The organism is Opitutaceae bacterium, assembly GCA_015075305.1.
In the GTDB taxonomy this organism is placed as follows: Bacteria; Verrucomicrobiota; Verrucomicrobiia; order Opitutales; family Opitutaceae; genus UBA6669.
On record JABTUS010000005.1, the window covers coordinates 51,983 to 78,050 of the forward strand.

The 26,068-nt window shown below is 62.3% G+C and carries 19 protein-coding genes and 1 tRNA gene; 12 read left to right on the forward strand and 8 right to left on the reverse strand.

The window, feature by feature from the left end; genetic code table 11:
- Positions 1-278: 278 nt before the first annotated feature.
- The gene (locus HS122_10780) at positions 279-3,041 is read left to right on the forward strand and encodes a DEAD/DEAH box helicase (protein ID MBE7538885.1); all 2,763 of its coding nucleotides are present in this window, start codon (positions 279-281) and stop codon (positions 3,039-3,041) included.
- A gap of 18 nt (positions 3,042-3,059) precedes the next feature.
- Here HS122_10780 and rnc read toward each other — a convergent pair whose 3' ends face one another.
- The 4 genes from rnc to HS122_10800 are packed head-to-tail and all read right to left on the reverse strand — an operon-like array spanning position 3,060 to position 6,178.
- Positions 3,060-3,779, reverse strand: coding sequence for a ribonuclease III (rnc, locus tag HS122_10785; GenBank protein MBE7538886.1), 720 nt, complete (start codon positions 3,777-3,779; stop codon positions 3,060-3,062).
- On the reverse strand, positions 3,776-4,573 hold the full coding sequence (locus HS122_10790) for an ABC-2 family transporter protein (GenBank protein ID MBE7538887.1): 798 nt from the start codon (positions 4,571-4,573) through the stop codon (positions 3,776-3,778). The genes rnc and HS122_10790 overlap by 4 nt, the downstream gene beginning before the upstream one ends.
- A 3-nt stretch (positions 4,574-4,576) precedes the next feature.
- Positions 4,577-5,383, reverse strand: a complete 807-nt coding sequence (locus HS122_10795; protein ID MBE7538888.1) for an ABC-2 family transporter protein — start codon at positions 5,381-5,383, stop codon at positions 4,577-4,579.
- A 6-nt stretch (positions 5,384-5,389) separates the two neighbouring features.
- Positions 5,390-6,178, reverse strand: a complete 789-nt coding sequence (locus HS122_10800; protein ID MBE7538889.1) for a ParA family protein — start codon at positions 6,176-6,178, stop codon at positions 5,390-5,392.
- A 160-nt stretch (positions 6,179-6,338) separates the two neighbouring features.
- Here HS122_10800 and glgA point away from each other — a divergent pair, with 160 nt between their 5' ends.
- The 3 genes from glgA (at position 6,339) to HS122_10815 (ending at position 11,304) form a co-directional block, all read left to right on the forward strand.
- Positions 6,339-7,781, forward strand: a complete 1,443-nt coding sequence (glgA, locus tag HS122_10805; protein ID MBE7538890.1) for a glycogen synthase GlgA — start codon at positions 6,339-6,341, stop codon at positions 7,779-7,781.
- A 193-nt stretch (positions 7,782-7,974) separates the two neighbouring features.
- Positions 7,975-10,371, forward strand: coding sequence for a hypothetical protein (locus HS122_10810; protein MBE7538891.1), 2,397 nt, complete (start codon positions 7,975-7,977; stop codon positions 10,369-10,371).
- 857 nt (positions 10,372-11,228) lie between these two features.
- A tRNA-Ala gene (locus tag HS122_10815) sits at positions 11,229-11,304 on the forward strand.
- Positions 11,305-11,875: 571 nt separating this feature from the next.
- Here the strand turns inward: HS122_10815 and HS122_10820 are convergent.
- On the reverse strand, positions 11,876-12,661 hold the full coding sequence (locus HS122_10820) for a DeoR/GlpR transcriptional regulator (GenBank protein MBE7538892.1): 786 nt from the start codon (positions 12,659-12,661) through the stop codon (positions 11,876-11,878).
- The gene (locus HS122_10825; GenBank protein MBE7538893.1) at positions 12,658-13,749 is read right to left on the reverse strand and encodes a glycosyltransferase; all 1,092 of its coding nucleotides are present in this window, start codon (positions 13,747-13,749) and stop codon (positions 12,658-12,660) included. The genes HS122_10820 and HS122_10825 overlap by 4 nt, the downstream gene beginning before the upstream one ends.
- Before the next feature lie 41 nt (positions 13,750-13,790).
- Between HS122_10825 and HS122_10830 the strand changes: the two genes are divergently transcribed.
- The 7 genes from HS122_10830 (at position 13,791) to HS122_10860 (ending at position 23,177) form a co-directional block, all read left to right on the forward strand.
- Positions 13,791-14,216: a phage holin family protein gene (locus HS122_10830; protein MBE7538894.1), complete on the forward strand. Its 426-nt coding sequence runs from the start codon at positions 13,791-13,793 to the stop codon at positions 14,214-14,216.
- A 46-nt stretch (positions 14,217-14,262) separates the two neighbouring features.
- A complete protein-coding gene (gene lpdA / locus HS122_10835; protein ID MBE7538895.1) occupies positions 14,263-15,660 on the forward strand; it encodes a dihydrolipoyl dehydrogenase in 1,398 nt (465 codons plus the stop codon).
- A 123-nt stretch (positions 15,661-15,783) separates the two neighbouring features.
- Positions 15,784-17,250 (forward strand): sulfatase, encoded by a 1,467-nt coding sequence (locus HS122_10840; GenBank protein ID MBE7538896.1) that lies wholly within the window; start codon positions 15,784-15,786, stop codon positions 17,248-17,250.
- Between the two features lie 102 nt (positions 17,251-17,352).
- On the forward strand, positions 17,353-17,967 hold the full coding sequence (gene lexA, locus HS122_10845) for a repressor LexA (GenBank protein ID MBE7538897.1): 615 nt from the start codon (positions 17,353-17,355) through the stop codon (positions 17,965-17,967).
- Between the two features lie 22 nt (positions 17,968-17,989).
- Entirely contained in the window at positions 17,990-18,643 is a 654-nt protein-coding gene (locus HS122_10850) for a hypothetical protein (GenBank protein ID MBE7538898.1), read from the forward strand.
- The gene (locus tag HS122_10855) at positions 18,640-20,085 is read left to right on the forward strand and encodes a hypothetical protein (protein ID MBE7538899.1); all 1,446 of its coding nucleotides are present in this window, start codon (positions 18,640-18,642) and stop codon (positions 20,083-20,085) included. Before HS122_10850 ends, HS122_10855 begins: the two co-directional genes overlap by 4 nt.
- The gene (locus HS122_10860; protein ID MBE7538900.1) at positions 20,085-23,177 is read left to right on the forward strand and encodes an error-prone DNA polymerase; all 3,093 of its coding nucleotides are present in this window, start codon (positions 20,085-20,087) and stop codon (positions 23,175-23,177) included. Before HS122_10855 ends, HS122_10860 begins: the two co-directional genes overlap by 1 nt.
- A 45-nt stretch (positions 23,178-23,222) precedes the next feature.
- Here the strand turns inward: HS122_10860 and HS122_10865 are convergent, their stop codons facing one another.
- Both HS122_10865 and HS122_10870 read right to left on the reverse strand, forming a co-directional pair.
- Positions 23,223-24,248 (reverse strand): YdbH domain-containing protein, encoded by a 1,026-nt coding sequence (locus tag HS122_10865; protein MBE7538901.1) that lies wholly within the window; start codon positions 24,246-24,248, stop codon positions 23,223-23,225.
- 454 nt (positions 24,249-24,702) lie between these two features.
- Positions 24,703-25,485: a four helix bundle protein gene (locus HS122_10870; GenBank protein ID MBE7538902.1), complete on the reverse strand. Its 783-nt coding sequence runs from the start codon at positions 25,483-25,485 to the stop codon at positions 24,703-24,705.
- Positions 25,486-25,749: 264 nt separating this feature from the next.
- Here HS122_10870 and infA point away from each other — a divergent pair, with 264 nt between their 5' ends.
- Positions 25,750-26,016, forward strand: a complete 267-nt coding sequence (infA, locus tag HS122_10875; protein ID MBE7538903.1) for a translation initiation factor IF-1 — start codon at positions 25,750-25,752, stop codon at positions 26,014-26,016.
- Positions 26,017-26,068 lie beyond the last annotated feature (52 nt).

The window sequence follows — 26,068 nt, forward strand, 5'->3', positions numbered from 1 at the left end:
CGGCGGACACGTGCGGTCACCTGCTTCTGTTGCTGGGCTTCAACACGGACCTGCGCATCACGGGGTGCCTGCAGGCGCATCGGTGATCGCTACGAAGACCATCGCAGACCGGGAACATGCGGTGGCATCGCCGGCGGTTGCAGCAGAAGCTCCTGTGTCGCCGGATTGAAAGATTATCTGCCTTCGAGCGAAAATGCATTGCCGGCCTTTGGCATTTCAGTTCGGAAATTTGGGTTGCCCGGCAGGTGAACCGATCTAAAACGGATCCTTTTAGCCGGATGCAATCCCACGGTCCCAAACGAATCTACACACCTCGTTCGGTCGAATTTTGGTTTGAAAAGCTGTCGAACGAGTGGGAATCGACGTTTTCGCCCCGCCAGTTGGACGAAGGTGCAAGGATCTATCGACACGGCGAGGTGAGGGAGCTGGAGCTGACCGACACCGATGCCATCGTGCATCGCCGGGTGGAGAAAAAGGATGAATATGCCGTGATCGAGTGGCGGGCGGATGGATTGAATGTCCGCTCCTCGTCGACCGATCTGGATGTGGCCCGAGCCCTCGCTGTCGCGGGCATGCATGAGATCGAGGAACTGGTCGCGGATGAGATCTCGCCGCTTCCGGGAGATCGCGTGGCGACCGAGGGTCTGGCACCGGCGACTGCCGGGGCACCTGCACCATCCAACCCAATTTCCCCGGGGGATTCTGGTCCAATTTCGGAAACTACGGAACGTCACGACAGCAACGGATCGAATGGCCATGCGGGCGCGGGCGCTGTGGCACCGTCGGTCGGGCGAACCTCATCCGCTCCGGCGGCCTCTCGCGGAGGCGAAACCCAGGCTTCGTCCGCCGTTGTCAGTTCGGTGCGTGCGACAGGTGCAGGCGTCCCGCCTGCGCGTGCCACGGGCTCCGTCAATGGCGGGCCGGCACGCCCGCTGATTCTCGTGTTTCGCACGCGGCCGGAGGGTTTGGTTTTCCAGGCGTTCTGGCTCAACCCGGACAAGAGCAGGATCGCTGCGCATGGTTCAGCGACACATGCGAGCGGCGCCGGCTACTTCACCTCCAGCGAGCGCGCGAAGTTGATCGGCCTGGCGGCCTATGCCCGCAAGGCGCACTTTGCCTACAACGCGGCAAGCGGCGAGTACACACTCTCGTCCGTGGTGGAGATTCCGAATTTTCTCAAGGGCACGCTGCCTGCGTGGAAACGTTTGTTCGGCGTCGAATTGGATGATGACTCCTCGCGTCTGCTGCAGGGACCGCTCTCCATCGAGATCGAAGCCGTTGCCGAGCGGCGCGGAAGCAGGGGTTCGGGTGCCGGCAGCCTGGATCTGCGCTGGATATTCCGGGCGGGCGAACGGATGCTGACCGACGAGGAGGTCGCGGCGGTGACCAGGAGTGGCACGAATCCGATGATTCTGCCCAGTCTGGGAATCGTCACGCTGCCGGCCGAAAAACTGGCATCGGTGAATGCCTGGCAGAAAAACGTCGCGGATTTCCAGACCGATGGCGCGATATCGCCCTACCTGATCTTCTCCCTGTTCAACGATTCGAAGGTCAAACTGACAATCTCCCCCGAACTCGAGGCCTGGCGCCAGCAGGTGCTGTCTCCGAGCTCCGAACCGCGGGCGTTGCCTTCCCTGCTGCGACCCTACCAGAAACGAGGTGTAGAATGGCTCTGGCACCTGTGCGAAACGGGATGCCACGGTCTGCTGGCGGATGAAATGGGACTGGGCAAGACGCTGCAGGTCCTGACGCTGCTCAGCGCCCGCGGGATTTCCGACCGCCCGAACCTGATTGTCTGCCCCGCAAGCGTCGTGCCCGTCTGGAGGGAGGAGGCCGCCCGCTTTTTTCCGGCGCTCGAGATCGAGGTCCTGAAGACCAATCACGATTTTTCAACGCACAAGGAACCCGTGCTCTGGCTGGCGAGCTACACGCAGTTGCGCAAGCACCGCGCGCTGCTGGACGCCGTGGATTTCGGTTATGCCGTGCTGGACGAGGGGCAGTTTATCAAGAACCCCGACGCGAAGGTGACGCAGACCTGCTTCGCCATTCGGGCCAGGCATCGCGTTGTCCTGACGGGAACCCCCCTTGAAAACCGGCAGTTGGATCTGTGGAGTATTTTCCGCTTTCTGCTTCCGGGCCTGCTGGGCTCGCGCGCGGGGTTTGAAGCCGCGCTGGGTGCGGACCGCGCCGCCACGCTTGAACGCCTTCGGGCGCAACTGGCGCCTTTCATCCTTCGCCGCACGAAAGACGAGGTGGCCACGGAGCTGCCGCCCAAGGTCGAGGTGGAGCTGATCTGTCCGATGACCGACGTGCAGCGCACGGAATATGCGCGCATCTGCGCGGAGGGGCTTCAGCGCCTGGGCGACGATGTGGGGACGGCGATCCGCGAAAAGAGCTTCGGTTTCCTCGCACTGCTCACGCGTCTTCGCCAGGTCTGCTGCGACCCGAACATGCTGCCCTGGCTGCGGGCGCCGCTTTCGGATTCGGGGAAGATCAACCTGCTGGTCGAAAAACTCGCAGAGGTCGTGAGCAATGGACACAAGGCGGTGATCTTTTCCCAGTTCGTCATGCTGCTCGATCGCGTGAAGCTGGCGCTCGCACAGAGTTTTCCAGATCTTCCCCGCTACGAACTGACCGGCATGACGCTCGATCGCCAGAAGCCCGTGCAGGGCTTCCAGAATGCGCCCGGGGCGGCGGCGATGCTCGTTTCCCTCAAGGCCGCCGGCACCGGAATCACCCTGCATGCCGCGGACTATGTGTTCCTGCTCGACCCCTGGTGGAACCCTGCGGTTGAAGCGCAGGCTGTCGACCGCGTGCACCGCATCGGCCAAAAGAGCACGGTGTTTGTGTATCGCATGGTGACCGGCGGAACGATCGAGGCTCGCATCGAGGCGTTGAAGGCCTCCAAGCGCGATCTTTTCGACAAGCTTGTCGGAGGACTTGGAGGGGATTTCGACCTCAGCCAGCACTTCACATCCCTGCAGGAGCTGACGCAGTTGACCAGCGGGGTGACCGATCCGACGGAAATCTCCTCAATGTAGGCGTCCGCGCAGCCTTCGCTATTGCGGCTTGAGCGCCGGAATTCCGTTTTTCTGAATCCACGCAAGGCCCTCCCGCGCCGCCGCTGTTTCGGCCTTCTTTTTGGATGAGCCGGATCCTCGACCGATTGTCGACTGATTGAGCAGAACAGTGACGTTGTAGGTTCGATTGTGATCCATGCCGTCGATCGCCGCGACATCGTAACGCAGCGCTGAGTTTCCCAATGCAGGCTGGATCAGTTCCTGGAGCCTGCCTTTCGGGTTGTCGCCTGTCTCCCTGGAGTCGATCAATTCGACAATATCGCCCCACCAGGAAAGTATCCGGTCACGCACCGTGGGAAGATCTGAATCCACGTAAACAGCGCCGATCACGGCTTCCCAGGCATCCTCGATGGCGGCGTCGCGGGTTCTCCCGCCGGTAGATTCCTCGCTCGCGCTCAGCCGCAGGTGACGCTCGATCTGGAATCGCCCGGCCATTTCCACAAGGAAGGATCCCTGTGTCAGCAGGGCGCGGCTCTGCGAGAGGCGGCCCTCCCGGTCGTTGGGATAGAGAGAGAACAGCCGCTCTGTCAGGACGAAATGCAGGACGGCATCCCCGAGAAATTCGAGCCGCTGGTTGTTGGGTCCCGCGTCGGGATGATCCGCCAGGAAGGATGCGTGGGTCAATGCCTCCAGGAGAAGTGCGGGTGTGCGGAAGGCGTACCCAAGGCTGCGCTGCAGCTCGGCGAGATCTGGGGTCATGAGCTTGCGCTGGTGTAACGGCGGACGCCGCATTGGAAAACCGTGATGCCCACGGCAAGCCAGAGCACGGTGACGCCAAGCAGCCATGCCGACTGTCCGGCATCCGGCCCGTAAAGCAGGGTCTGGGAGGGGACATTCGTGACGACGGCGACCGGAAGCGTGTACACGAAGACGATTGACGCGACACCGCGCAGCGCGCTGCGGGGGAGGCGGGAAAATTCGTTGAGCATGAAATAGCCGCCCTCAACCCCCTTTGCGCTCTGAAGCCAGAAGACCAGAGAGATGAAGATCAGCAGAGTAGAGTAGTGGATGACAAGACCGCACAGGATGAAGCATGCGTAGAGCAGGATCTGGGTCGTCGATGGCGTGAGACCGAGCTGGTGCGCGGAGTACGCGACAACGCCGATCGCAACGGGTGCATTGAGAAATCCGTCCAGATCGACCTTCCGGGTTGAAACCATGAACAGCAGGCGGCCGGGCTGGGCGATGAAGAAATCGAAGGCGCCGGAGCGGACGTTCCGACCCATTTCGAAGAGATTGCTCCAGAAGAAACCCATGAGCAGCCGCTGGATCAGCAGCGATGTGCCGACGAGGAGGGTCATTTCCCACTGGTTCCATCCCGCTATGCTGTCCGTGTGGCGGTAGATCACGCCGATGAGCAGCAGGTTGACGCTCATCCAGAACAGCTCGACCAGCGACCACATCAGGAAGTCGCCCCGGAACATCATGGTGCGCACGACGGAGTAGCGCGCACAGGCCAGCCACAATCTCGCGTAGTGGAGCAATGAGCGCATGCGTCAGCCTCCGACGGCGGTGTGCCGCCGCAATCCTCGGGTCCACAGCAGGTGGGCGATGCCGTAGAGTGCAATCATCCAGAATGTCTGAATGCCCAGTCCCCGGACAATAAGGGCGGGATCCTCGATCCGCCCGGTGATGATCGCCGCTGGGAAGTACATTTGATAGTAGTACGGCAGGTAGGTGGAGATCTCGTAAAGCCAGCGCGGGAAGAGATCCAGCGGGAATATCTGGCCGCCGAGGACGGACTCAACGGCCAGGGAAAGAATGACGAATGACTGGATCTCGAGGAACCAGAAGGTCAGCAGGCCGAAGCAGTAGGCGAGGGTGAACTGGATCAGCGCGGAAAGGACGAGGGCGGGCAGGGCGAGGACGTAGGTCACTCCCCATGCGGGCAGAGAAAGGTGGTCCTTCAGGAGCGGGAGAGCGATCACGAGCGGGATGAGTGAAAGCCCGCCGGAAATCAGTCGCGCAGCGGAAAAAATGCTGAAGCGGTAGACAAAATAATTGATCGGCTTCAGGAGGAACTGATTGATGAGGCCGTTGCGGATCTCCTCCGAGATTTCGTAGTCCTCATTCATCGCGCTGATGAAGAACTGCAGCACGAGGACAACGATGAAGTAGGTCAGCGTCTGGCCAAGGTCGAAGCCGCCCACCTGGGTCCTCCCCTGGAAGGCCGCCCCCCAGAGGATGAAGACATACGCGAGGTGGATGAAGGAGAAGCTGGCGCGCACCGCGAAATTCCAGCGGTACACCAGATTGCTCTGGAGCCCGATCAGGAACGCGTGGCGATACTTGGCGAGGGACATGCTGGCCTAGGACGTCTCCTTCAGCTTGAAACGGGAGATGACTTCCTTCGCGAGATTCCTGTAGGCGGTCGCTCCGGGTGAAACCGGATCGTAGGCGAAGATGGTTTTTCCGAAGCTGGGGGCCTCGCTCAGGCGCACGGTTCTTGGAATGACGGTGTCGAAGGGCTTTTCAGGCAGGTGTTTTCTCACCTCCTCCACAACCTGTCGGGCGAGGTTGGTGCGGATGTCGAACATCGTCATGACCACGCCGCCGAGCTCGAGCCCGCTGTTGACCCCCGCCTCCCGGATCCGGTCGACGTTGCGCATGATCTGCCCGAGGCCCTCGAGCGCCAGATACTCGCATTGGAGCGCGATCAGCAGAAAGTCGGCGGCGGCGAGGCTGTTCATCGAAAGCATTCCCATCGACGGCGGGCAGTCGATGATGATGACGCGGTAGGTGGCGGCCTCCTTGAGGGGCTGGAGCACGGATCGGAGCTTGCTGAGATAATTCTCGGACTGGGCGATTTCGATTTCCGCGGCGGCGAGGTCCTCCTCGCTTGGGATCAGCCAGAGATTCTCGCAGGACGTCTTCACCACCATGTCCGCCGCGTCGCCTTCGCCACGGAGCGGTCCGTAGAGGCTCCGGCCTTCCGTCTTTTCGATGCCCAAGGCGCTTGTGGCGTTTGCCTGGGGATCGAGATCGACCAGCAGGGTGTGGATTTTCCTGTCTGCCAGAGCCGCGGCGAGGTTGACGGCGGTGGTGGTTTTGCCGACCCCTCCCTTTTGGTTGGCGATCGTGAATATGGTGGAGCGCATGTGGAGCGTGGAAACAGTTGCTTCCCAGCCTCGGAAACCTCCCCGCGCTTGTCGACACCGGTCAGCGACAAAAATTTTGTTGAGATTTTACGGCTTGGCGCAGGGCGATGGGTCGAGCCATCCTTCCCACAACGGCGAGTCAATATTCAAGAAACATCCGATGAAGATCGTCCATGCTGCCAGCGAGCTGTTTCCGTACGTCAAGACCGGCGGCCTGGCGGACGCGGTGGGTGCGCTGGCGACCACCTTTGCGGCGCGCGGGCATGAGGTGATCGTTTTTCTTCCCGGGTATCGCGCCGCCCTCGGGCACTCCGATGCGGCGAAGGCGAGGCGCCGGCTGCGCTTGAAGATCGAGATGGGGGATCGTTTCGCGTCCTGCGACATCCTGGAATTCTCCCCGCGGGAGAATCTCTCGGTGTTTCTCGTCGCCCGGGAGGAGTTTTTCGATCGCGGCGGGATCTATGGAAACGGGGAGCGCGACTATGAGGACAACGACAACCGCTTCATATTCTTCGCCAAGGCCGTGGTCGAAACGCTGCGCGTGCTGGAACTTCGCGCGGACATCATTCACGCGCACGACTGGCCGACGGCCCTGCTGCCGATTTTTCTCCGTTATGCGGAAAGACGGCATGGAGTGACCCTCGGGCTGAAGACGGTCTTCACGATACACAACCTCGCGTTTCAAGGCGTTTACCCGCGGACCTCATTTGCCCGGATGAATCTTCCCGATGAGCTGATGAGCATTGATGGCCTGGAGTTCTACGGCCAGGTGAGTTTCATGAAGGCGGGGATTCTGTTTGCCGATCAGGTCACGACGGTGAGCCCGCAATACGCGCGGGAAATCCAGACATCGGAGTTCGGCTGCGGCCTCGAGGGTGTCATTCAAACGCGCGCTGACGATCTTGTCGGTCTGCTGAACGGGATCGACACGGCGATTTGGAATCCGGCTACGGACGCGCTTCTGCCCGCCCGGTATTCCGCCCGGGACCTTGCGGGGAAGACCTCCTGTCGCACCGAGCTGCTCAAGCGCATGAACTGGCCTGCGACTTTTGCCGGACCGATCTTTGGAGTGGTGGCGCGCCTGACAGAGCAGAAGGGCATTTCGCTGATTCTTGCCAATCGCGATTTCTTCCTGACTCAGGATGCGAAACTCGTGGTGCTTGGAACCGGTGAGGCTGCGCTGGAAAAGGTCCTTGCGGACCTCGCGGAAGGCGCGCCGGAGAAGGTCAAGCTCCTGCTCCAACTCGACGAGTCGATGAGCCACCTGGTCGAGGCGGGCTGTGATTTCTTCCTGATGCCGTCCCTGTTTGAACCCTGCGGACTCAACCAGATGTATTCCCAGGCCTACGGCACGGTGCCCGTTGTCTCCCGCGTGGGCGGATTGGTCGACACTGTGACGGACATTGAAGAGAGCCCGGCGGAAGGCACGGGCATCATGTTCCCGCCGACGGCGCGGGGTCTGGGGCTCGGGCTGCAGCGAGCACTTGAGCTCTTCGGAAACCAGGCGGCCTATCGGGCGGTTCAGCAGCGCGGAATGCGGCGTGATTTCGGCTGGTCCCGTGCGGCTGAACTCTACGAAAAGCTCTACGCGGATGTCATTTGAACGTGCGCGTGGGGCGCGCCGCCGGGATGTGAGGCTGCATCCCTGAATCCTGGGGCCGCGAGGCCGTCCGGACAGGCGTTGCACGGGCGGTTGATTCCCTGCCCACACCCAACATTTCCCAAATTCTTCATGTGCGGTTACTCGGCGGGGCGCCCCGGCCGTGATGAGATGAATTCCAAAACGCCTTCATTTCATGATTCAGGATTTGCTGACACTGGTGGATTACGAGCCCCCGATGGGCGACCTGTTTACCAACTCGCGGTTGGACGCGGGCCGCGCGGTCTGGACAGCGCCGCTTTCCGGCGAGCGTGACGTGCCCGAAAGGCGGCTGATTCATCAACGTGTGGTCCGGCTGCATGGACGCGCGCGGCTTCACCGCCTGGGAATCAGACGCGGACAGGGCTACCACAAATGCGGCAGCCGCCAGGATCTCGATTGGGTGACCGGGGTGCGCCTGCTTGGATGGAAGGAAGGGAAGTGGCAGGTAGTCTGGCAGAAGGAGAGTCTGCCGCAGGAGATTCCGGCGCTGGTGCGCTGGTTCCGGCTCCCGCGCGTGGTGGTGTCGGGCGTGATCCTTGAGCTGAGGAAGTCCGGCATCGACGGTGGATGGACGCCGTGGAATCTCGCGTTGTCGGCATTTGTGCTGGAGGGGGAGCTGATCGACCCCATCGCGCCCCGCAATGAGAAGCTGCTCCGCATCTCCACTGTCGATCTTCACGGACAACCAGCCGGTGTGAGCGCCCGGCTGTGCGATGGAGCCGTGCGCTATCGCACGAGGGACTTTGAAGTTGGCTTCACACTCGGGCGGCCGGGCTTCTCGTTTCTTGGGCTGCACATCGAGGATCGTGCAAACGCCGGGAAGAATCTTCTTTCAACACGACCGCCCGTTTTCTCCCAGGGCCCCCAGCTCCATCCCGTTGGCAGCGCACCGGTGGCGGCACCTTCGGTTCGCTGCAACATCGAGGGCGCGACGCAGGTGAGGGGGAATGCCGTGACGTACAAGTTCAGTGCGGGCGGCCAGCGCTACCGGCTTAAATGGGTGGTGACTCCGGAGAAGATCACGCTGCAGGCCGAACGCTCGGCGAAGCACAGCGAGGTGGCGTGGCACAGTGCGGCATGGATGATCGGACTGCGAAACAGCGTTTCACCGTCGCAGGTCCTCGGCCGCCTTTCCGAAACGGGCGAGGCCGGCGGGGTCATCCTGCCCGCGCTTCTGACGCTGCCGGCCTTTGGAAGCTGGGAGGTGGCGAGTTCGTCGGCCGTTGGATGGGCGAGAAGCGATTGCCGCCGGTCACAGGACATCAACGTGCTCGAACTGAAGGTGGGCGAGGAGCCCACAGCCGAAGGATTGTATCGCCTGGGAGCCGGCACGCATCGGGCGACATTCACGCTGACGCCCAGGACCCCCCGGCCGCTGCTGCGTGCGGACGCGCCGGCGGTCGCCAGGCGCGCGCTTGCACGCACGCAGTGGACGGCACTGACATTCCGGGCGGACACCGGTACGCTCAGCAACAACGGGGCATCGATGCATTGTCCCGTCTGCATGGATACGTGGGCGGCGGTGACCCGTCCCCAGGGAGAGGTGCTTCCCGGGCTGCCTGCGGTCGAGTTTCTCCGCTACTCCCTGGAGCGGTGGCTGACGGGGGGGCCCGGTTACGCGGCCGGGCGTCTGCTTCAGGACGGGACCTCGCACGATGCGGACGACGAATACCTTCAGACCGGGGCATCAGCCCTGCGGGGAGTGGGCGAATACCTGCGCCACAGTGCGACGACGGACTGGTACCGCAGATTCAAGCCCTTCATCGCGGCAAAGGTTGATGCGGCGTACGGGCGCGATCTCGATGACGACGGTCTCATTGAAAGTCCGCATCGGACAGGCGAGAGTGGAACGGGGCAGTGGAGCACCTGCTGGTTTGATGTCATCTCGTTTGGCTGGAAGGACGCCTTTTCCAATGCGATCCTTTACGGCGCGCTGCGCGCCCTTGAAGTGGGGCTGGCGCGCTTTGGAGAAAGGCGTGAGGCCGAGCGCCTCTCGTTTTGGGCTGACCGACTGCGTGCCAGCTACCGGAAAGCTTTTTGGAACAAGGACACCGGCTGGCTTGCGGGCTGGCGGTGCCGGGATGACAGGCTGCATGACTACGCCTTTCTTCCTGTCAATGGAGCGGCCATTGCCGAGGGGCTGATCGACAATCCCGAGGCGCGCGCGATCATGGAAAGGCTGCTCGCCGAGGCGCACACGGTCGGCATGCCTGATCCCTCGCTGGGGCTTCCCGGCAACCTGTGGCACATTCCCGACCATGATTTGTCGGACATCATTCCCGGGTATCCCCTGGGTTATTATCAGAACGGCGGCCGCACGCATTCGCAGACCCGGCATTTCGTGATGGCGCTTTATCACTGCGGTCTGAAGCGTGAAGCCGACAGGATGCTCACCCGACTCTGTCATGGGCTGGCCGAAGCGCGCGTTTTCGGGGGGAACCAGAGTGGCGTTGACTGGCGCTACTGGGATGACCGTCCGTGCGGTTACGAGGGATTGCTGACCGATCAATTCGGAGTGCTTGAGCCGATTTTTTATCGCTGGGGCAAATGAAGCGGAACCGGCGATGCGTGCGAAGGGATGGCTTGCCGCTCCATCCACATGAAATCATTTGGAGGGCCACGCTCCGTCGTGACTGGCTTGGGGTCCCAAATCACCTGGATGGGCACGCTTCGCCGTGACCGGGGGGCGCGCGCCGCAATACGGTGCCGGAGATATTCACGCGACGCAGCGCGAGGATGCGAAGGAGCGGGATGCGGTGGTTTGGGAGTGGAGGAATGTGCGCTGAAGGCGCAACATACGTCAGCCCATGGCAACGCCATGGGTTTCTGTTGTGATTGAGAAGTTCAGCCCTGAAGGGGCGGCCCAATGGGTGTTGCCGCGGCGAGGGTTGGGTCGCCCCCACAGGGCTCGAATCTTGCTGGTGGGGTTTTCCTTGGGCGTTGCCCAAGGCTGGCATAGGGTACCCCGTTGGGGCCACGGAGCGTGCCCCTTCGCATGTCGGCAGTGCAGGATTTCGCTTGGACCTGAATGAAGGGACTGCATGGGAACCCCATGGGGAGTCGCGTTAGCGACCGCAGTTTATCTGGATCGCGGTGGATAGCGATCGAATGACCTCGGAGTAAATCGAATCTTTGGTGCGGAATTGAACACCAGCGCCTGTGCGCTGCGGCAATGCCTGTCCCCAATTCCAACTCCTCTGAAAGTTTTTTTCTCACGTGCGCCAACTGCGGAACTCGGGCAAACTCTCGGGTAACAGCCTGTCCATCATCGTCGCATGGATGAAAACCACATTCTCTGTGGCGTTTCTGTCACCATTTTCCGCAATGTACGCGCGCTGCTGGTTTCGGCCTGCGTGAAAATTTCTATTTACTCTCGCCGCCCAGTTGCCCAAAACGTCCCTTCCCATCGGGGCAGTAGCTCAGTTGATAGAGCGCTTCGTTCGCAATGAAGAGGTCGTGGGTTTGATTCCCATCTGCTCCACCAAACACTCGGGACAATCCTGTCCCTCCAAGTTCATCCTCCCGTCGTTGCCTATCTTCGCCGAGACTGGAGGCACCTCCGAATTGCGCTCTTCACCTGTGACTTGGGGCGCGCACAAATCAGTCGCCTGCATTCCGAAGCAAGAGTGCTTGAATGAACCCTCCCACAAACAATCAAGATCAGCGATCCAAACTATCGCGTGCCCGTGGCTGCCTCGTTGGCCAGATAGCCGGAGACGCTCTCGGCAGCCTGGTGGAGTTTCTGTCACCACTGCAGATTGGCCGGCGCTATCGGCAGGGGTGCGAGAGCTGGCTGATGGAGGTACCAACGCCGCCATCTGCGGGGCGCTCCTGGGCGCCGTGTACGGAGTGGAGGCCATACCCAGCCAATGGATCGACCGCGTGCTGAATTGCCGTCCCAAGGCAGGACGTCCCGGCGTCCATCAGCCTCGGCCCGCGTGCTTCTGGCCAGTGGATGTGCTGGACCTGGCTGAACGGCTCCTCCGGAGCAACGAATGAAGGCTGGGATTGTCTGCCAGAGGAAATCCACATTCAGCCGCCCAAGGTCGACCGCTTCAGCTTTTGCCCGCGCCATTGGCGGAGGTCAGAATCAAGCGTGCGCCTGATGACTCCATGGCCCGCGTCATCACTCCGCTGGGTTGCGCATCCGTCACTATGCTGAAACGCCTGTCGAATCCCGCGGTCAGCGCGAGGGCCTTGCGTCCAAACTTTGAGTGATCCAGCGCAAAGATGCTGTGTTCGGACGCCGCAATCATCCGCCGTTGAGCGGCGACAATGTGGGCGTTGTGATTCCAGACACCCGCTTCTGTGATGCCGGCGCCCCCGAGGATCGCGAGGTCCGCGTGGATCTGTTCGAGCGACTGCTCGCAGAGCGGTCCCACCAGCACGCCGAGGCGGCTGTAGACGATACCTCCGGTGACGATGGTTTCAACAGTCCCGACATCGCCAAAAAGTCCCGCAATCGGGAGTGAATTGGTGATGACCTGCAGGCGCTTGGCGGTGAGCAGACGAGCCACGGCATAGGTGGACGTGCCGCCGTCAAGAATGACCGTCATGCCTGGCTGCACGCGCTCGGCGATCGTCGAGGCGATCGCAAATTTTTCCGCGGCCATGCGTTCGTCACGCGCGATGAAATCGTATTCGCGCGCGATTTCGTCGGTTTCCACGAGCGACGCACCGCCATGATGCCGCCGCAGCAGGCCCTTCTCTTCCAGTTCATCCAAGGCACGGCGCACGGTTGACAGGGAAATGGAGAAACGACGCGCCAGCGTGTGCAGATCCGCATACCGATGCTCGCGGATATGCTTTTCGATCAGATCGAGGCGCTGCTTGTTCGTCATGGGGAAGGTGTCTGGCAAAGCCGGTTGAACAATTCCAGACAGGCCACCGTCTGCAGCTCTGGCGAGAAATGCTTTCGCGCAAAGTCGCGCACGCGCGCACCCTCAGCGGCAAGCGCGGACTTGTCGCTCATCAAGCATGTGAGCGCGGTCAGGAATGCATTGCGGTCCCCGCGGGGCACGATGATACCCCCGCATTCGCGCGCGCCTGTGACGTCGTATGCGACCGACGGCAGGCCGTGTGCGTGGGATTCAATCAGAAAATTGGAGAGCGATTCACGCGTCGAGGTCAGTACCGCAATGTCGGCCGCGCGATAGAGCTCGGTCGGATTCTCCTGAAATCCGAAAAACTTCACTTGATCGGAAAGACCCTTCTGATTCACCAGGGCGATACATTCATCACGAGTGACTCCGTCCCCTGCGAACCAGAGCTGCCATGAAGTTTCGCGCGGAAGGCGGGCAACAATTTCGATCAACTCCCGCTGGTTCTTTTCCGGACGGAACATGGCAGTGCAGAGCATCACCAGGCAGTTGGATCCGGCAGCCTCCCGCTTCCGACGCCGGGTCCTGCCGGCACTGGCGGTTGCTCCATCGATTGCGTCTGGAGAAAAAACAAGCGCGTTGCGGATCACACTTGCCCGCTCCGGAGGCACGCGATGCTGCGACAAGAGAGTCGCGTGTGATTCCGCGCTGTTCGCCACAACATGCGCCACGCGCGCGAGCGAGCGCCGAAACAACCAGGGCAGGGGCTTTCCCGTTCGCAGGGTGCAGACAACGCGTGCCGACGGAAGTGCTGCGGCGAGCCCCCCCCCGCGGCAGTTGGCCATGCGTCCCATGCAAAGGACTATGTCGGGTGCCCACTCCCGAGTCTTTCGGATCAGCATCGGCGCGAACCAATCGCAGCCGGTGTCGAGCGATTGCAGCACCAGGCGTTCCACCCGCGGGGATGGCATTGCGTCCAGCGCGCCGCCAGGACGAAAAGTCATCAGCGCGACCGTGTGACCGGCGCAGGAAAAAGCATTGGCCAGCAGGCAGGACTGGCGCTCGGTGCCGCCATTGCGGAGAAAGTCCTGGACGATCAGGATTTTCAATCGACGCCCCGGCTTCCGAGAAGCATTGTCACCGACTGAAGATGTATCCGTTGCTGTCACTGCTGTTTCGCTATGCGGTCCTGGCTTTGGGAGTCGTGCTGGCCGCGCAAATTGTTCCGGGCATCGACTATGACTCCAATCGCACGCTCGTTGTGGTCGTGCTGGTGATGAGTCTGCTCAATACGGTGATCAAGCCGCTGCTTGTCCTGTTTACACTGCCTTTCATTCTGATAACGATGGGCCTTGGGGTGATATTGATCAACGCGTTGTTGTTCCTCTTTGTGGGACATATCATCAACGGTTTTCATGTGGCCGGATTCTGGTCGGCCCTGGGTGGAGCGCTGATCGTCAGCCTGACTCATGTGATTGTGGGACTTACCTCCCGGGGCAGGGGACCTCGTCCGCCGCGCGGTCCGGGTGCGGGCGGCAGGCCGGGGCGGTCCGATCCGGACATCATAGACGTCTAACCAGTTTCACCTTGCGGGGTTTTCGGCTCCGGGAGAAAGTGCAAGCATGGCTGAAACTACGGAATACGACCTTATTGTGATCGGTGGCGGACCTGCGGGCTATGCGGGTGCTATTCGCGCCGGCCAGCTTGGAAAGAAAGTCGCCTGCATTGAAATGGAACGCGCTGGAGGCACCTGCCTCAACTGGGGTTGCATTCCCACAAAGGCCCTTCTGAAGAGCGCCGAATTGTATCAGAAGATGAAGAAACCGGAGGTCTACGGGCTGAGCGCAAAGGACGTTGCCTTCGATTTTTCCAAGGTCATGGATCGCTCCCGCAATGTCTCGGCGCAGATGGCCAAGGGTGTGGAATTCCTTTTTCGCAAGAACAAGGTCGACTACATTGTCGGCAAGGCACAGGTCAGCGCCCCCGGCATGGTGTCCATCACCGAGGGCGAACAGAAGGGGAAGTTTTTCAAGACAAAGAACATTCTCATCGCCACGGGCTGCCGCATGCGCCGGATCCCCGGCATCGACTACAACGCGCGCAATGTGCTGACATCCCGCGAAGCGCTCGCCTCGACGACCCTTCCCAAATCGGTCATCATCGTCGGCGCCGGCGCGATCGGCATTGAATTCGCCTATTTCTACAATGCGTTCGGTTCCGCGGTGACCGTCGTCGAAATGCTTCCGCAGGTGCTTCCGGTCGAGGACGAGGAAGTGTCCAAGGCGCTGCAGCGCTCGCTGGAAAAGCAGGGCATCACCTTTCGACTCGGCGCCACGAGCGACAACTACCGGATTTCTGACAACTCAGTGAAGGTGACGGTCAAGCAGGGCGACAAGTCGGAGGAGCTCGAGGCGAGCGCGCTCCTGTCCGCCATTGGTGTGACGCCGAATCTCGACGGCGTGCTCGCTGCGAATGTGAAACTCGATCTTGAGCGGAACTACCTGAAGGTTGGCGACGACTACCAGACCAGTGTGAAGGGTGTTTATGCGGCCGGTGACATCATCGGTCCGCCCTGGCTGGCGCATGTGGCGACATTCGAGGCGGTCAACGCGGTCAATGGCATGTTCGGGCACGCCAAACCGAAACGCGTGAAGAATTTTCCCGGCTGCACCTACTGCCAGCCTCAGGTGGCCAGCACCGGCCTCACCGAAAAGGCGGCAAAGGAAAAGAAGCTCGACTACAGGATCGGCAAATTTCCCTTCACGGCATCAGGCAAGGCTGTCGCATCCGCGGAGAGCGAGGGCTTTGTCAAGGTGATCAGCGATGCGAAAACGGGCGAGATCTATGGCGCGCACATCCTGGGCAGCGAGGCCACGGAGCTCATCGCCGAGTATGGGCTCGCGATGGACCTTGAGGCGACGGTTGAGGACATTCATCACACGATTCACGCGCATCCGACATTGAGTGAGGCAATCATGGAAGCTGCTGCGGCCACGACGGGCGAGGCGATCCACATTTGAGTCGCTGAGGTCGCAGCGGTTTGACGGGTTGCGGTGAACGACATCGCAACCTGTGTGCGCAGTCTGCTCTGCGGCGGAGAAATGGCGCTCGCTAGGCGGAACAATTCGCTCAATCGTACAGAGATGAATTGCGTATTCTGGCGATCCCACCGTTCCGGTTTCCCCCACCGAATCCCTTCCGTCGTTCTTCTGTTCGCCGCGATTGCCGCGACAGCCGCGGCCGCGATCGCCTCTCCGGCGCCGAACGTGCTGTTCATCGTCGTCGACGACCTCAACACCGCGCTGGGCTGCTATGGCGATCCGCTCGCGAAGACACCCAACGTCGACCGGCTCGCCGCCCGCGGCGTTCGCTTCGACCAGGCTTCCTGCCAGTATCCGCTGTGCAATCCCAGCCGCGTTTCCTTTCTGAGCGGCCGGCGCCCGGAATCGACCGGCGTCTATGTGCTGAGCACCACCGCCCGCGCCGCCTTGCCTGACGCGGTACTGCTGCCGCAGTTTTTCAAGCAGCACGGCTATTTCACCGTCGGTCACGGAAAAATTTTTCACAATGCCCATGGCAGCGACCCCGCATGCTGGGACCGCTATACGGACAACGATGGCAATGACCCGGGGGAAAAGCAGGCGATCAAGGACCGCTATGGCCTCGGAGACGGACGTCCGGCGTGGACGATGCTCGACAGCGACGGCACTCAGACGCGGGACGGCCTCACGGCCTCGGCGATCGCAGGATTGCTTGCGGACAGAAAGGAAGGTGCGCCTCCCTTCTTCCTTGCGGCCGGATTCCACAAACCCCACCTGCCATGGACCGCGCCCCGCAAGTTTTTCGATCTTCACAAGGTGAAGGATTTTGAGAGGCCTGCCGAGCCGGCGATGACGGGAATTCCGCCGATCGCCCTTCAGACGGAGCTCACCGGATTCGAGCAGCCCAATACGCCGGCTGACGCGCGCCGGGCCTATTACGCCTGCGTCTCGTTCATGGATTATCAGGTTGGATTGTTGCTGAACGAACTCGATCGCCACGACCTGTGGCGGAATACGATCGTGGTGTTTTTCAGCGATCATGGTTTCCACCTCGGCGACCATGGCGGACTCTGGGCGAAACTGAGTGCGTTCCAGATCGCGACCCGCGTGCCATTGATCATCGCCGGTCCCGGTGTGCCCGCCGGCAGGACAGTGGGCAGCCCCGTGGAGCTGATTGACGTCTACCCGACGCTTGTCGCGCTTGCCGGGCTGCAGGCACCGCAAGGCCTGCAGGGACGTTCGCTGACGGATCGCTGGCAGGGGGCCAATCCCGCGCAACATCCCGCCTACAGCTTGGTTTTCCATTACGATGTCGCGCACAAGCGAGACGTGATGGGGCGCTCTGTGATGACGGATTCCTGGCGCTACACGACCTGGGACAATGGCGCGCAGGGCCGCGAATTTTATCGCTGGTCGCTCGATCCCGGTGAATACGTCAACCGCGTCGATGACCCCGCACAGCGGGATCTGGTCACCCAGGGAGAATCACTTTTGAAAATGGTTCCGGTGCCCAAGCCCGGACCTTCCCAGCGACCGCGCGCGCTGATTCCTGCCAAGGGAAAAAAGTAGTCGCGTAAACGGAAGCCGTTGGACGGCAACTCTGTAGTTGGAGGGTGAAATGATGGGATTCTCGCCTTGACGAATACTGCTCACTTGAGCAGTACTGTTCACATGAGCACCAGGCTGACTGAAACACAGGAGGCGATTCTCGCCTTCATGGTGAGGCACCAGGCGGAAAAGAGCCGTCCGCCCTCGCTCCGGGAGATTGCCGGAGAGTTCGGTTACGCCAGTTCCAATGCGGCGCGCAGCCACATCCTGGCGCTGGTTCGCAAGGGTTGTGTCACCGACACCGGCGACGGTCGCAGCTATGCGGCGAAGGCCAGGGAGGTTCAGGGGCATCTCTTCACGGTGCCCGTTTACGGCGTGATTCCCGCCGGTCTTCCGGCGGACAATGCCGCCCTCGCGGATGAAAGCGTGCGCATCGATCCCGCCGCCTTCGGACTGCGGTCCATACGCGGGCTCTTTGCCCTGCAGGTGCGCGGCGACTCGATGGTGGACGCCCAGATTGCCGATGGCGACATTGCCCTCCTGCGGCGCGAGGAGGCGAGTCCCGGACAGATTGTCGCCGCGCTGATCGACGGCGCATCCACACTCAAGCGCCTCGTCCGCGAAGGCCGGCGCAACTACCTGCGGGCGGAGAACCCGCGCTACCGCGACCTCATCCCCGCCGAGGCCCTGATCATCCAGGGTGTTCTCGTCGGGGTGATCGGCCGCGGCAAACGATGAAGCCCTCACGCGCAACACCACCATGTGCGCCGGTTCCGACAAGGTCGTTGCCTTGCGTCGTCTGCTCGACGAGCGCTTCCCCTCCGCGCGCCGTCGCGAAGTTCGCCGGATTCCCACGGGGGTTCCCGCTGTGGATGACGCCCTCGGCGGCGGGCTCCGGACCGGTGCGCTGACGGAGTTTGTTTCGGAGCAGCCGAGTGCGGGCTGTCAACTGAGCATCACGGCCCTGCTGGGCTCCACACGGGCCGGCCGCCAGCGTGTCGCGCTCATTGATGCGGCCCGGTCCTTCGACCCCGATGCGTTCGATGATCATGCCCTTGCGCACCTGGTGTGGGTGCGCTGCGGATCGCTCGACGCCTGCTGGCGGGCGGCGGATCTTGTCGCGCGCGACCCCAATTACGCGGTCGTCGTCGTCGATGTCCGCGGACTTCCGGAACGCACGCTGCTCGCCGTGCGCGATTCCATCTGGGCTCGGCTTCAACGCGCCTGCGAACAGGCGGAGACCGCGCTTGTCGTGCAGACATCGACGGCCCTGGTGCCCAACGCCACCCACCGGCTGGCTTTCCAATCCCCGCTGGACGCCCGGGCGCTGACAGCACCGCGGGCGGAGTTGATTGCGGCGCTTCCGGTCGAGCTCAAGCGCGAGCGCCACCAGGCGGGGGAGCACGCGGGATGATGTTCGCCGTCCTCCAGATTCCGGATCTTGCACTGCACGCGCTGCTGCGTTTCAATCCCGCCATGCGCGGCGAACCGGTGGCCCTGCTGGAAGGCGAGGGGCGGCGGGCGCGGGTCGCCAGCCGGAGTGCCGGGGCAACCTCGGTTGTCACCGGCATGACCGCCGCCCAGGCTCTCGCCGAATGCGCGGCGCTGCAACTGCTGAGCCCGTCGCCAGCCGCTGAACGCGAGGCGGGGGCGCTTCTGCTTTCAGCGGGCTGGTCGATTGCCCCACGAGTGGAGGCCACCGACAGCGGCTGTGTCACCATCGATCTCGACGGCGTCGACCTGCAGGGACTGCGCCGGCGGTTTCCCGCGATTCGCGCGGGCCTCGCGGCCGAGGGACTGCCGGTGTGCCTGGGGGTTGCGGCGACTCCGCTGCTCGCGCGTCTCGCGGCCGACAGCGGCGCGCCGGACTGCTGGGTGGATGACAACCGGACGTTTCTCAAACCGCTCCCGGTCGAGTGCCTCGGGCTCATGGAGGACGAGCAGCAGCTCCTGCAGGGTCTCGGCTTGCGGACATTGGGGCAGATCGCGGCGTTTCCCCGGGCTGCGTTCGCAAGCCGCCTGGGTGTGCGCGGGGATGAGCTCTGGGCCAGGGCGACGGGTGAATACTTCCGGCCGATCCAGCCCACAGCACGACCCACACGGCATCGCGCGGAGATGGATCTGGAGGAGCCGGTTGAGACCCTGCAGCCCCTGCTGTTCGTGCTCCGCCGTTTCTGCGACCGCCTGGCTCTCGAGGCCGGGCAGTTCGGCGGCGGCACAGCGCGTCTCTCGCTCACCCTTCGCCTGGAGAATGAGCAGGCGTGGGCGCGCGATTTCGAGCTGCCCGAGCCCACTGCGCGCGCGGATCTTCTCTTCTTCGTTCTCGAAAATCATCTCGCGTCGCTGCACACGGAGTCGCCAATCGTCGGTGTCGCCCTCGAGGCCCATCCCGCGCGCCGGCTCCATGTGCAGGAGGGGATCTTTGACACGGGGCTCAAGGATGCGGCGATGTTTTATGCGACGCTCGGACGACTCGCCGCGGTGACCGGATCCGAGAATGTCGGCACGCCGCGTCGCCTGGACACCCACCGGCCCGACGCCTTTCGTCTGGAGCCGCCGGCCGCGGCCGTTGCGGAGGATCCGGTGCGTGCCGCGCCTCCCGCGGTTGGTCCGAGCCTGCGCCGCCTGCGCCCGCCGGTTGCGGCCACGGTCGAGCTCACGGAAGCGCGCCCCAGCTTTCTCGTGTCATCCCTGGTGCAGGGCGAGGTCGATGTCCTGCGCCGTCCGGTGTGGCTGAATGGCGACTGGTGGGCGGCGGCCTGGGCCCGCGAGGAGTGGGATGTCCGCATTGGCCCCGGTCTTTACCGCCTCCTGCACACGCCCGAGGGCTGGTTCATCGAGGGGATCCATGATTGATGGCCTACGTCGAGCTTCACGCCCGTTCGGCATTCAGTTTTCTTCGCGGGGCATCGAATCCGGAAAGCATTGTCGAGGCCTGCGCGAGTCTGCAGGTGCCGGCGCTGGCGCTGTGCGAGCGCAACGGCGTCTATTCGGCGGTTCGCGCGCATCTGGCCGCGCGGGAGAACGGTGTCCGTGCGCTTGTGGGTGCCGAAGTCGTGCTGGAGGATGGCGGCGTCCTTCCGCTGCTGGTCGAGAACCAGGCGGGCTACCGCAACCTCTGCCGCCTGCTGACGCGCGCAAAGCTGCGCTGCGAGAAGGGACACGGTCGCGCGCGCTGGGATGAAGTGGAGGAACACGCCACGGGGATCTTCGCCCTTACCGGTGACGAGGAGGGGCCGGTTCGCAGCGCCTGGCGGCGCGGTGATGCCGCCGGTGCAGAAGGGGCCGTGCGCAGGCTGGCGCGGATTTTTCCCGGAAGGTTGCACATGGAGCTTCAGCGCCACCGGCTGCGCAACGAGGACATCGAGGAAACCGCGCTGATCGGCCTTGCGCGCAGGCACGGTCTGCCGCTGCTGGCCACCAATGGCGTTGCGTATGACGTGAAGGAAAACCGTCGAGTCGCCGACGCCTTCACCTGCCTGTGGGAAAAGCGCACCCTCGACACGGCTGGACGTCTGCTCGAATGCAATGCGGAGCGCTGCGTGAAATCCCCTGCGCAGATGGAGTCGCTCTTTGCGGATCTGCCCGAGGCCGTTGACGCAACAGCCCGGCTGGCGGAACGGATCACCTTCAGTCTTTCCGAACTCGGCTACCGTTTCCCGGATTTTCCGGTGCCGGCGGGCGAAAGCATTGATTCGCATCTGCGAAAACTGACCTACCGCGGCGCGCGCGATCGTTATGCTGTCATGGGAGAGGATGTGCGCAGCCAGCTCGACAAGGAGCTCGCCGTCATTGGCAAACTGGGCTTCGGCGGCTACTTTCTCGCGGTCTGGGACATCTGCTGCTTTTGTCGCGAGCGCGGGATCCTGGTGCAGGGCCGCGGATCCGCGGCAAACTCGGCCGTGTGTTATTCGCTCGGCATCACAGCGGTCGATCCCATCGCGCAGAAGCTTCTTTTCGAGCGATTCCTTTCGGAGGAACGCACCGGGTGGCCGGACATCGATCTCGATCTGCCGTCGCGCGAGCGCCGCGAGACGGTCATTCAGGAGGTGTACCGCCGCTACGCCGGGCGCGCGGCGATGACCGCGAATGTCATCACCTTTTCCTGCCGGAACACCCTGCGCGAAATGGGGCGTGTCCTCGGGTTTTCGGACGATGTGCTCGACCGCTACACGTCGCTCTATTCGGGAGGCGAGTATCCGGAAACGGTCGGTTTCCTGGAGCAGTTGAAGCTCGCGGGCATTGCGCGGGCCCATCCCCGGACCATGCATCTGGTCGATCTTGTCCGTCGCGCGCGCTCCCTGCCGCGGCATCTGGGGCAGCACTCCGGTGGCATGGTCCTGTGCGCCGGCCGCCTGGATGAAGTCGTGCCGCTCGAGAATGCGGCCATGGAGAACCGCACGGTCATTGAGTGGGACAAGACCGACTGCGAGGAGATGGGTATTGTGAAGGTCGATCTTCTCGGCCTCGGCATGATGAAGGCCGTCGAGGAAACGCTGTCCATCTGCCGGGAGCGCGGACGTCCTGTGGATCTCGCCACCATGCCCAAGGACGACAAGGCGACCTACGAGATGCTTTGCCGGGCGGACACCATCGGGCTCTTCCAGGTGGAGTCCCGCGCGCAGATGGCGACGCTTCCGCGGTTCAAGCCGCGCACATTCTATGATCTCGCCCTGCAGGTCGCCATCATCCGTCCAGGCCCGATCCAAGGCGATGCGGTTCACCCGCTGATCGAGCGACGCAATGGACGGCAGGCGGTCAGCTACTGGGATGCCCGCCTCGAGCCGATCCTCGGTCGCACCTACGGCGTCGTTCTCTTTCAGGAGCAGCTCCTGCGAATCGCCATGGAGCTCGCGCGGTTCACGGCGGGCGAGGCCGATGAACTCCGCCGCTCCATCGATTTCAAGCGCAATCAAGAGCGCATGAAAAGGATGCAGGAGAAGCTGCGCGGGCGGCTCATGGGAAATGAGACGAGCGCCGAGGCGACGGACCGCATCCTGCAGGCGCTCGGTTCATTCGCGCTGTATTCGTTTCCTGAATTGCACGCCCTGTCCTTCGCCCTGATCGCCTATGCCTCGGCCTATCTGAAGACGCACCGATCGGTGGAGTTCTACACGGCGCTCCTGAATGCGCAGCCGATGGGATTCTACGCACCCGCCACGCTGGTGCAGGACGCGCGCCGCCATGGCATCAGTGTGCGCCCCGTGTGCGTGACGAAGTCGCACGACGGCGCGACGGTTGAGTCGGACGCAGCATTCCGCATCGGGCTGCGTTCCGTGAGCGGGCTGCGCGCCTCGGGCATCGAGTCGATTCTCAGCGCCCGCTCGGAGCGCGCCTTTGAGTCGGTGGCAGATTTTCTGAGGCGTACGGACCTGAACAGTCGCGAGCGACGGACACTCGCCTCATCCGGTGCGCTCACGACGCTTGCCGGCAGCCGCCGCCAGGCACTCTGGGAGGCCGCATCCACGGACCTGGCTGACGACCTGTTTGCCGGTGTGCAATCCGGGGATGACTCCGCGGGCCTGCTGACGCCGATGTCGATCCTTGAGCGGATCAACGCCGACTTCGCCGCGCTGTCGCTCACCACCGGTGAACATCCGATGAAACACCTGCGCCCGCGTTTTCCCGATCTGTGGCGTTCGGATGAACTGGCGCTGGGAAGGAACGGTGAGCGCATCCGAATCGGCGGCTCGGTGATCTGCCGTCAGCGTCCAAGCACGGCCAAGGGAGTTGTGTTTCTTTCGATCGAGGATGAGAGCGGCGTGGCCAATGCCATCGTTCCCCCGGCGCTTTTCGAGCGCGACCGCCTGACCATAACGCAGAACCCGGCGCTGATCGTGGACGGCAGGCTGCAGCAGCGTGATGGCGTTATACATGTGAAGGCGCAGGCAGTCCGCGCGCTCCGCTGCGACGATCTGCCCGAGCAGGCGAGTCACGATTTTCACTGAGCGAAACCCGTGCGGCGATGCCAGGCCCGCCGACAACCTTCGCTGTCAGCGCGCTCCGCCATTCTTGATCGAAACCTTCTTGTCCATGCCGAGCCTGATGACCTCGTCGAGAGGCCCGGACACGTTCACCTCGAAATCGATCCGATCGACGGCTGAGGAAACGGCGGGACGGGCGGAGATCCGCACTGTTGCGGTTCTCCCCTGCGCGTCGCCCGCGGGATGCAGTTCGACGCTCAATGTTTCGACATGGAGACTCATCAATCCCATCTCGATCTGGCGCAGTGATTCGTAAGCCGGATTTTTCGGCGAGAACCATCGCTGCAGGACGCCCGTCCATGCGGGAAGGATGGTCAGACGTTCGGGTGTGTGCGACGTCAGGAAGCCAGGCTGCGGGTTGAAGCGGATTTCCACCGATTCCGCACGGTCAATTTGAAACCGACCATTGCCGAACTTGAAGCCGTTTTTTGCCGACCACGCCACGCGGATCTGTCCGCTGAGGCGACCGTGCGCTTCGGCGATGACATCGGGAAGCATCGCACTGATTTCCGCCAGGCTCAGATTGGAAAGATGAATGCCGAGGCTGACCTCCCTGGAGAGCACTGACTGCAGGGGAATGGTCTCGTCACGAATTTCAACCGCACCGCCGAACAGGTCGAGCCGGGCGCCTGCAATATAAAGCGCACCGCTTTTGGAGAGTGAAAAGGCGATATGGCCATTGCGAGCGATGACCTGATTGAAACGCGCTTCCCTGAACGAGAGTGTCGGTGTGCCTTGGGAGAGCAGGGGAGCAGGGCCTTCGAGATCCAGTGAAACATTGAGCCCCTCGACGCGCAGTCCTCGGGTATCACTTGAAAGGCTGGCGTCGGAGAGACGGCAGTGCAGGCGTCCGCAGATGCTGCCTCGAGAGATGGTGCCGGAGGCTTCCCCCTGCAGATTGCCGGCAATCCTGAAATCGCCGAGAGAGTCGCGCAATCCCAGGTAGCCGCTCAAGGGAGCGATCCACTGCTCAACGGAAATGGATGATGCGTTGAGGGTCCAACTTCCGGCTTGCGAGGCATGCTGCAGCTCCATCCGTCCTGACAGGGACAGGCCATCTCCGTCTATTTGCGCATCGATTGTGCGATTCGTTGCTGACGGTGCGCTTGGAGCAACGACCACTCGCCAGCGTGCCTCGAGTCCGTCCTTCAGTTCCAGTACGCCGCTCGCCGTGCCGGAAGGAATCCGCGCCGCGACATCCGCGAGAATCGGGGAGGATGCAAGCAGGATGACGATGGGAAGAACGTGAGTGGGGGAAGGCAGTGGCGTGACGACCGCACAACCGTGATCAGGTTTTCCCCCTTATCAAGAGCGCGAAATTGCCTCAACAGGCGGGCCGGACGCGGATCGATCGAGCTTTTTCCCCGATGGATTTGCACCGCAAATCCATGCATCCGAGGTGAAGGAGTAAGACACCGTTGCGTTCAACGGCCGCGTCAAGGGCATGGAAGTTCGGCCGGTGCTGTCTGATCAGTTGGATCGGATTGTGCTAAACGGGCAGCGTGCCTTTACACTCCGGATATTTCGTGCAGCCCCAGAACTGGCTGCCAGGTGTGTTGCCGGCCTTGGCTGTGCGCAGCCCCATGAGCGAACCGCATTTTGGGCAGTTTGGGGGCTGAAGGTTGGAAGAATCTGGCGGATTGGACTGATCCGACTGATCTCTCTTCCTTTGGCGCAGGCGCTCGGTGGCGAGGTGCTCCGAGTAGCCTCCTTCCTTGACGAAGGCGGCTTCCAAGGCGGCGATCTGGCGGTCGAGCAGATAGTTTGCCTGATGTATTAGGCAGATGAGCGCATTGGCGCGCACGGCGGCATCGGGGTGGTCGAGCCAGCGGGAGTAGAGCGGCCAGCGCTGTTGGTCGTTGAGAGCGGTAAGATCGGACTGATCTGTCTGATCAGACGGATCAGTCCGATCTTTTCTCGAAGCCACGCCGCGCACTGCGCCCGCCTCGGAACTGCTGGGTGCCCAAATCGCATGACGGCGGTGGCGCAGATAGTCTTCGTAGTCGAGGAGAAGCTCCTCGAGGCTGGCTCGGGCGACATTGACCAAGCGGAGCTCGGTCTGAGAAGATGTAGCGGAGGCGCGGCTGCCTTCGGCGATATTCTGCCGGCCGGAGCGCGCGGCTTGCACCATCTGATCGGCCATGCGGGAACGAGGATCCAGAAACCTTTCGCAAAACCAGTAGGTGGCATCGTAGATGATCGTTGCGGTCTGGAAGCTGGCAGTCTGGCGGTACCCCCCGCTCGGGCGCAGTTTCTTGTGGGGTCCTTGCATGGGGGGAGTTGGATCGGACAGATCAGACGGATCAGTCTGATCTATCTGATCAATTAATTTGCATTTGGCAAGTGTTTAGCCAAGCACCGTTTGGTCGAGGGCGTGCTTGCACTCAAAACTACAGCTTATTTTCAGGCGAAAGCCAGAACAGCACGCTGGAGTAAACCCTTGACTTCTCGCGGTCGTTTTGGAGTTTAATCGACCTCTTTTTCCACTTTTCCTGCATGATCCTACTCATAGCGCCCAGCGTCCGGACCACCTGATATGGCCGACGATAAATCGATAGAAGTTGAAGGCAAGATTGTCGCGGTGCTGCCGGGCACGATGTTCAAGGTCGAGCTTGCCAACGGGCACATTGTTCTAGCGCACATATCGGGCAAGTTGCGGAAGAATTTCATCAAGATCGCCGCGGGCGACAGCGTAAAGATGGAGATGAGTCCGTATGACTTGGACAAGGCGCGCATCACCTATCGCATGAAGGATGAGCGTCCCGCGATGGCACGGCGGCCGGCACCCCGGCGACGCTACTAGTCTGGGGCAATGAGAATCGCCTGCGCACATCCGACCCAGCCTTGTCGGAGGA